The sequence below is a fragment of the Psychrobacter sp. genome, assembly GCF_041554015.1.
In the GTDB taxonomy this organism is placed as follows: Bacteria; Pseudomonadota; Gammaproteobacteria; order Pseudomonadales; family Moraxellaceae; genus Psychrobacter.
Genome location: NZ_JBFFMS010000058.1, coordinates 1 through 8,159, shown reverse-complemented (window position 1 = coordinate 8,159; position 8,159 = coordinate 1). Strand labels below are relative to the sequence as shown.

Annotated in this window: 7 protein-coding genes and 1 tRNA gene; 4 read left to right on the top strand and 4 right to left on the bottom strand. The window is 42.6% G+C overall.

Going from position 1 to position 8,159, the window contains the following annotated elements; genetic code table 11:
- Positions 1-11 precede the first annotated feature (11 nt).
- Positions 12-86, bottom strand: a tRNA-Gly gene (locus ABYU67_RS11330).
- 252 nt (positions 87-338) lie between these two features.
- Between ABYU67_RS11330 and ABYU67_RS11325 the strand changes: the two genes are divergently transcribed.
- The 3 genes from ABYU67_RS11325 (at position 339) to ABYU67_RS11315 (ending at position 4,679) form a co-directional block, all read left to right on the top strand.
- Positions 339-2,009, top strand: a complete 1,671-nt coding sequence (locus ABYU67_RS11325; protein WP_372845266.1) for an alpha-keto acid decarboxylase family protein — start codon at positions 339-341, stop codon at positions 2,007-2,009.
- 308 nt (positions 2,010-2,317) lie between these two features.
- A complete protein-coding gene (locus ABYU67_RS11320; protein WP_372845264.1) occupies positions 2,318-2,653 on the top strand; it encodes a GlpM family protein in 336 nt (111 codons plus the stop codon).
- 235 nt (positions 2,654-2,888) lie between these two features.
- On the top strand, positions 2,889-4,679 hold the full coding sequence (locus tag ABYU67_RS11315; protein ID WP_372845262.1) for a potassium/proton antiporter: 1,791 nt from the start codon (positions 2,889-2,891) through the stop codon (positions 4,677-4,679).
- A 95-nt stretch (positions 4,680-4,774) separates the two neighbouring features.
- Here ABYU67_RS11315 and ABYU67_RS11310 read toward each other — a convergent pair whose 3' ends face one another.
- Together ABYU67_RS11310 and ABYU67_RS11305 are read right to left on the bottom strand one after the other, a co-directional pair.
- Positions 4,775-5,308: a DUF2058 domain-containing protein gene (locus ABYU67_RS11310; protein ID WP_372845260.1), complete on the bottom strand. Its 534-nt coding sequence runs from the start codon at positions 5,306-5,308 to the stop codon at positions 4,775-4,777.
- A gap of 201 nt (positions 5,309-5,509) precedes the next feature.
- Complete coding sequence (locus ABYU67_RS11305; protein ID WP_372845258.1) at positions 5,510-6,205, bottom strand: haloacid dehalogenase type II; 696 nt, start codon at positions 6,203-6,205, stop codon at positions 5,510-5,512.
- Between the two features lie 180 nt (positions 6,206-6,385).
- Here ABYU67_RS11305 and ABYU67_RS11300 point away from each other — a divergent pair, with 180 nt between their 5' ends.
- Complete coding sequence (locus tag ABYU67_RS11300; protein WP_372845256.1) at positions 6,386-6,994, top strand: TetR/AcrR family transcriptional regulator; 609 nt, start codon at positions 6,386-6,388, stop codon at positions 6,992-6,994.
- Positions 6,995-7,177: 183 nt separating this feature from the next.
- Here the strand turns inward: ABYU67_RS11300 and ABYU67_RS11295 are convergent, their stop codons facing one another.
- Positions 7,178-7,732: a carboxymuconolactone decarboxylase family protein gene (locus ABYU67_RS11295; RefSeq protein WP_372845254.1), complete on the bottom strand. Its 555-nt coding sequence runs from the start codon at positions 7,730-7,732 to the stop codon at positions 7,178-7,180.
- Between the last annotated feature and the right edge of the window lie 427 nt (positions 7,733-8,159).

Sequence of the window (8,159 nt, the reverse complement as noted above, 5' to 3'; positions counted from 1 at the left end):
TTTTAAGTATTTGGAGCGGGAAAAGAGATTCGAACTCTCGACCCCAACCTTGGCAAGGTTATGCTCTACCACTGAGCTATTCCCGCTAATTATCAATTAACTATCGTCAGTTGATGAAGGCGTATTATACGCAGTTTTTTTAACCTGTCAACACCTATCGCGAAAAAAAGTAAAAGATAGTAAATTGGCATACTATCTTAACCATCATTCATGTTATAACAGATTGTTATAATCTACATTCCAAAAGCTTTGCTTTATATAAATAGGCTGGAATGCAGTTTTATAATACCTTTTATCATATTTATGATTTATAAACATAACACTTAAGGATAAGTAGTATGAGTCAACAATATACCATCGCTGATTATTTGTTTGATCGCATCGCAGAAGCTGGTGCCACTGAGATATTTGGCGTACCTGGTGATTTTAATTTAACCTTTTTAGACAATGTACTCGCCTCAGATAAATTACGCTGGGTAGGTAATACCAATGAGCTAAATGCAGGTTATGCAGCTGATGGCTATGCACGCGAGCGTGGCTTTGCCGCTATGGTAACGACATTTGGGGTAGGTGAGTTGTCAGCGATTAATGCCACAGCAGGCTCGTTTGCAGAGTATACGCCAGTGCTACATATCGTTGGTGCGCCTAGCACTGCTTTGCAAGATTCAAAGCGCCGTATCCACCATACTTTGGGTGACGGGGTATTTAATCATTTTATCAAGATGGTCGAGCCGGTGACCGTGGCGCGCGCGCATATCACGCCTGATAATGCTGCTTCTGAGATCGATCGGGTCATTCGTATGATTCTTAAAAAGCATCGACCAGGCTATTTACTACTGTCACCAGATGTGGCAAAAACGCCAATTTATCCGCCAACGACCAAGCTTATCGATAGTGAGGAAGACATCACCAGTCAAGCGGCCTTGTCAGATTTTAAACAAGCGCTGATAGAGTTTCTGCCAAACAAAACCACGACGCTCATGGCAGATTTGATGGTGCATCGTTTGGGTCTGCAAAGTCAGCTTAAAGCTTTGATTGCAGATACTGATATCCCTTATACAACGCTATCATGGGGCAAAACATTACTTGATGAGAATAGCTCACGTTGGGCAGGTACTTATGCAGGTGTGGCATCGCGTCCTGTCGTTAAGGATATGGTCGAAAACTGTGAATGTTTGATAAAAATTGGTGTGCAATATACTGACACTACGACAGCAGGGTTTAGCCAAGATATTGATGAAAACGTGGTGGTTGACCTGCATTATGAGCGTGCGAGTATCGCAGGCAAAAACTTTGCGCCTATCGCTTTAAAAGACGCTTTAAAAGTATTGCATGAAGTCATGACCTCAGGTATCAATATTGTAGCAAAGCAGTTCTGTGAAGAGGTAAAGCCGCATGAGCAACATGGCAAGGATGATGAACCTATCCGTCAAGATGACTTATGGCATATCATTGCTGCTGCGCTTGATGATAAAAACTTGGTATTCTCTGAACAAGGTACCGCCTATTTTGGCATCAGTGATGTGCGTCTGCCAGAAGGCGTAACGTCTTATGGACAGCCAATGTGGGGTTCTATCGGTTATACTTTGCCAGCGAGTTTGGGTGGTGCCATTGCGTCACCGCATAAGCGCAGTATTTTGCTCATCGGTGATGGTTCTGCTTTATTGACCATTCAAGAGATTGCGGTCATGATTCAGGAGCGCATCAACCCTGTGATTGTACTGATTAATAATGATGGCTACACCGTTGAGCGCGCCATTCATGGTGAAAACCAGTATTACAACGACATCCCTAAATGTGATTGGCAGCTGATGCCAAAAGCGTTTGGTGCCACCGATGATAATAGTCTGCTACTAAAAGTAGAAACAGCAGGCGAGCTAAAAGCGGCTCTCAAGCAAGCAGCTGCCGCCAAAGACAAGCTGGTTATGTTAGAGGTTATTGCTGGCAAGCATGATATCCCGCCACTACTAGCCGATATCAGCGCTGCGCTGAAGCCAAAAGCTGATTAAGTCTATTTAATAGTTTTTCATCATAGAAAGCCCATTGAGTTTAATATCTCAATGGTCTTTTTTTCGATATTCAGCAACCATAGACACTATAAAGATCAAGCGCTAGATTATAGCCATGTGTAACTGAGATAAATTTTTCGTAACCTCTGTGATAACAGCAAGTAAGAAAAATTTATCTCAGCCGCACGGTATTAAATTAAAGTAATTCTATTATCACGGGCAATAGTGCTTATGTCAATTTGCATACTTTAGTATCATGGTAGGTTGGGCTGATGCAGCCATTAACATTCAAAAGGATAGACCCTATTATGATTTGGCTGAAAATGCTTATTGGTGCCTTGATGGTATTGGCGATTCAATTATTTGCCCAAACCCGATTCTTCTATTTGGCGGCGCTTGCACCACTTTTCCCTACGTTTACGTTAATCAGTCACTTTATTGTTGGTACTGAACGTAGCCCCGCTGATTTAAAGGTCGCTTTAATCTTTAGTATGCTCGGCGTTATCCCGCATCTTATTTATACCTGTGTGGTCTTTTTTAGCATCAGCTATGTCAGCTTATATAAGGCACTTTTATTGGGCACCATCGCTTGGACAGTGGCAGCAGCCATTTTAGTAATGACGTGGCAATACATTCAAGCTTAATGATCGTTGCAGAAGAGCAGTAATCACCATAGTGCAAAAATGATTTTCTAGAAGCAGGCAAAGTATTTAAATATCCTTGCGATGATTTGTTTGTAGAGAGGTTCTCTATATTTGGCTAACAATGTTATGCTTAAGAGCAGTTTCGTCATATTACCTACCAAAAAATACGGTCAATACTCTCGCGCAGCGCGACTCATCACCACTGATAACTGATAAACATAGGGCTTAAAAAAAGATGGATACCTTAAATATCCTGTATCTAGTAGGAGCAGTATTAATTTTTGCCAGTATTATGGCAAGTACCTTGTCAGCGCGTTTGGGCGTTCCTTTATTGCTGTTGTTTTTAGTCGTAGGCATGCTGGCGGGCGAAGAGGGTATCTTAGGTATCGAGTTTTCCCAATATGCTATTGCTAATTTTGTCGGGCAAGCTGCTTTAGCTTGTATCTTGTTAGATGGGGGTTTGCGTACCTCATTTAAGTCCTTTCGAGTAGGTTTAAAACCAGCCGTTACCCTCGCTACTTGGGGTGTCCTCGCGACCGTCATGATACTGGGCATATTTGTGACTTGGCTACTTGATGCCGATTGGCGTTTTGGTCTATTAATGGCAGCGATTGTCGGTTCGACCGATGCGGCAGCGGTATTTTCATTGCTGCGTAATGGCGGTGTCAAGCTTAACGACCGTGTACAAGCCACATTGGAGCTAGAGTCTGGTGCCAATGATCCTTTGGCTATTTTGCTTGTAACAGGATTGATTGCCTTAAATGTCGATTCCGCAGGGCAAACGCTACTGGGCTTTTTAGGGCTACTATTACAGCAGCTGAGTTTTGGTCTTGGCATGGGTTTGCTGTTCGGCTATTTATTAGCAAGGCTATTACCTAAGATACTGTTAGCGGAAGGTATGTACGCTATCTTGATTATGTCTGCTGGCTTGGCAGTCTTTGCCGCGACCAACCTTATTGGCGGTAGTGGGTTTTTGGCGATTTATCTAACCGGTGTACTGATTGGTAACCATAAAGTCCGCTCAACCGAGCATGTCATGCGGGTGATGGACAGCTTTGCTTGGTTATCTCAAGCGGTGCTGTTTGTGGTATTAGGTTTGCTCGTGACGCCATCGAACGTTATCGATGTTTGGTATTATTCGGTGGCGATAGCGGCCTTTATGATTTTGATTGCCCGTCCTATCGCTGTCTATACCAGTGTCAAACCGTTTAAATTTAAAGACAGAGAAATCGGTTTTGTCTCTTGGGTAGGACTGCGCGGTGCGGTTCCCATTACTCTTGCTATTTTGCCCGTGATGGCAGGCATAGAGGGCGCCTTTATGCTATTTGATATTGCTTTTGGCGTGGTGGTTTTGTCTTTAATTTTGCAAGGCACCACCATTCCTTTTATGGCAAATTTGTTCAAAGTGCGTATTCCGAATAATAAAGACCCAGAAGAAGAGCATGAAGTTTGGGTATCTGATAAGGCGAGTATTACCTTATATGAGTTTGAAGTAAAGTCTGGCGCATTTGCGATTGACCGCCATCCGATGGGCATCTCTAACCGTGTTAGCCCTGATGAGATAAGTGTCTTTGCCTTGGTACGTCGGCAACATATTGTGAGAGTTGAGGATACGACCAAGCTTAAATGTGGGGATAGAGTTTGGTATGCGATGAGGGGTAATCATGCCAGTCAAATTGCCAAGATTTTTAATGACACCACCCTCGATCGTAAAGCCATCGATGACTTTTATGGTGATTGGTTGCTATCACCCAGTGTAAAGCTTGGAGATTTGCCATTTTTCACCGGTATTATGGCGTCTGAGACTTTGGTAGATAAGCTAAAGGTAAAATCTGACGTCAGCGCAAAAAGCATGTGGGAGCAAACGGTTGCTGAATATGTCATAGACAATTTGGATATGAAGCCAGTATCGGGCGATACGGTTGCTATCAGTGATGAGTGGTCATTAGTCATCAAAGAAGTAGACGATAAAGGTAGGCTGAGAACGATTGGTTTAAAGCATCAAGAGTTTGCCAAGGCGATTTGATTTTTTGCTATATGAATATCAGCTGGAATGCCTACACAAAAAAGCCTTATTGATAATCAACAGGGCTTTTTCGATAGCGTGACTTATAGCAATGATTACCACATCAAATCATCTGGAATCACATAAGCGGCATACGGATCATCCTCTGCCAGCTCATCTTCTGCAGTATCGTTTGATACCACCATAAAGCCTGTCATCTTTGAATCGATACGATCGGCAAGCGGGCGCGGTAGTAGGGCATAGCTGTCATCCAAGCGAGCGATGACCACATGACCTGCCACAATTTGATCATATAGCTTTTGAGTGATAGAGATTTTTTTGACTTTAGAATTATCGACAAACTGATAGCTGATATCGCCGTTTGTCTCAGTCAGTTGATGCTGCTTAATCATTTGAATAATATTGGCTTTTAGCATCTTTTCTTCTAAGAGGCGCTGCTTCTCTTGATTGAGCTTTTGATCTTTCTCTAACTTCTTAGCTTGAGCATCTGCCAAGGCTTTTTTCGATTCGATATTGGAGGCATCGCCAGTGCGCTTAGCATGCTGCGCCTGTTTGCTTATTTTGTTGGCTTTTTTACTGTCAACCAAACCTGCTTTTAGAAGTTGAGCCTGTAGGGCGTTTTTTGCCATATCTGCATTACCTAAATGAAACTACCTAAGTGAAATAATATAAATGTGAAATGATCTAAATCGTTATCAGTTATGGTAACAAATTCTACCAAGAGATGTCATCAAATACGGCAATTACCAAGTTTTTTGCATAAATTGCCTGTCAGATAATGCAGTCACAGAGCTTTTTGGAATAATTGCCATAAATTGTTGTCCCTCCGCCTAAGAGCTTTGATGATTAATAATGTGTTCAGCGAGGGTAATGAGATCTGGAGCGATAAAGTCGGGTTTTGGTACATTGGACGCCGAGAGTAGCGCGTTATAAGGTCGGGTTACAAAAGCCCCTTGGCAGCCAGCCGCTTGAGCGCCGATAACATCCCACAGGTGGCAAGCGACAAGACATAGCTCTGAGGTCTCAACGGACAGCTCGCAAGCGACCATTTGGTATGTTGCCGGTGCAGGTTTAAATTGACTGACACTTGCAACACTGAAATTTCGCTCAAAAAACTCACTCAGTCCTGCTTTTTCAAGTGGCGTTGGGGAAGCGCTGGGGGCTGAATTGGTCAAGGTCACCACTCTAAATCCTGCATCACGCAGTTTGCTCAAAGCAGGTATGGCGTCAGGGTGAGCTGGCATCTCACTCATGCGCTGCTTAAACTCCTGAATATCGTCTTCTGTTAGCGTAACGGCATGAATATCTGCGGTCATTTGCAATGCACCAACGCCAAGCTCACCAAAAGAGGTGTAAAGACCAGATAAAGTCATGGTTTGTGAGTAAAGAACCAATTGCGCGAACCACTCTCTGAGTCTGTTATTATCGCCAAATAAGCGTGTAAATAACGGCGTGAGCGTCTCGATATCGAGTAAGGTTTCGTTGACATCGAATACGATAATAGGAGCTGAGTAGATAGTGGCCATAAAAATTCCTTTTTTAGTATAAGTCAGCCTTTCAATCAATTTGATAATAGAATGCTGACATTTGGTAAACCTACTTTAGCTGGACTTGAATAATCATTCAAGATAAAATTGAGTAGTCACTCAAATTGTATAGCCATGTTTACTTTATTGTCTAAACTTATGGAATAAAACTGGAATATTATGTCACGTACCACATTATATAATCGTCATGAAGCATTAGAGCGCGCCATACAGCTGTTTTGGCAAAAAGGCTTTCATGCAACCTCGTTAAAGGATATCGAGCAAGCGCTTGATATGCGACCAGGCAGTATTTACGCCGCTTTTGGTAATAAAGAGGGCTTGTTTCAAGAAGCGCTTGATTACTATGCACAGGCAGTGCTCAAGGAGCTTGAGCGTCTATTAAGCAGCTATGACTCTCCTTTATTAGGATTGGCGGCTTATATGCGTGAGCTTGGTGATATCCGCGAGAAAAATCTGCCTAGTCGGGCGTGTATGTTGGTTAAAAGCTTGCTTGAGCTTGGTACTCGTGAGCAATTAGCGTTAGAGAAGGTTGAAAAACTACTGGCCAGTATGGAGGCGCGTTTTGCCGCATGCTTTGTGGAGGCGCAGCAACTAAGAGAGTTAGATGATACGCTCGATCCACTGAGGTTAGCGCGTCGAATACAAGCTGAGGTTATGGGGCTGCGTGCCTTTGCTCAGCGCAATGTTGACAGTACAGCGGTTCAGTTACTTGCAGAGGATATGGCTTCTTCTATAGAGAGTCTGCGTAAGGATATGTCTGCTGGTTAAATTGGGTTATAAAAATGAGTCAGTTGCCATTACTTATGCTGTACTAGTAACACTGTAAAAATAGCATGACAGTTAATAAAACGGGCAGCTTAGAACGCTAGGCTGCCCGTTTTTATACTTAAATCACATTATTTATGAGATTTTTTCTAGCCCACGATCTGGATATGGGTATAACGTAAATCATTATTTAACTTTATGCCACTCAAATCTCTGAAAAGGCTTATCGATTGGCGTATTAGCCAGATGGTTGGTGTAGTTACTCATGACTTTCTGTGCTGCGCCTAATACCACTTCTAGCACGTGACGCTTAGTAAATCCTGCGTCCAAGAATGCTTGTACAGCCTCATCATTGACATTACCACGACTGCGAACCACAGACAGAGTAAAGTCACGTAGAGCTTCTAGTTTTGCAGTGGGTAGGGGCGTCTCATTACGTAATGCATCCGTGATAGCGTCATCGACCTTCATGCTTTTGGCAATCGCCGTATGAGCGGGCACACAATAACCACATTCATGCTCGACGTTGATGGCTTGCCATACTACTGTGGTCTCTTCGTCATCAAAGCTGCTGTCTAAGAACAGTTGATGCAGGCGTTGGTAACCTTCAAGCAATCCAGGCGCTTCAGCCATTACAGCATATAAGTTTGGAATTCTACCAAGTGCACTGATTGAGCTCTCAAGTAGTGCTGTGCTCTCTGCTGGCGCGCTTTGTTTGTCATACAATGTAAAGTCAGTCATATATTATTCCTATTTAGTATGGGTAATAGCATTAAGGTTTTACGCAATTATTTAGATTGAAAAATCACGATGATAAGTGAGTAAGGTTAAAGTTCGTTATCGTAAAGGTATCGTCTTTTAATTGATAACGGACACTACTATAAATGATTTTGAGCAATCACTCAAATATAAATTGAATGATTGCTCAAAATACTTGTGACGCTGGTTAATAATGAGAGGCTTTGACATAAATAACTGGTTTGTGTTTACCAGATTGATTGATGGTTAGATGCTGTATTTACTTGTGATCGGGTTGATTGGTAGAGGGCTTGTTTTTAAATGGCATGAGCAAAAGTCCCCATAACGAGGCATTTTGTTTGGGATCGGGATATTCTTTTAGACCGATATCTAATGCTTGATCAGGTTTTGCCGCTTCGCTTTTATAACT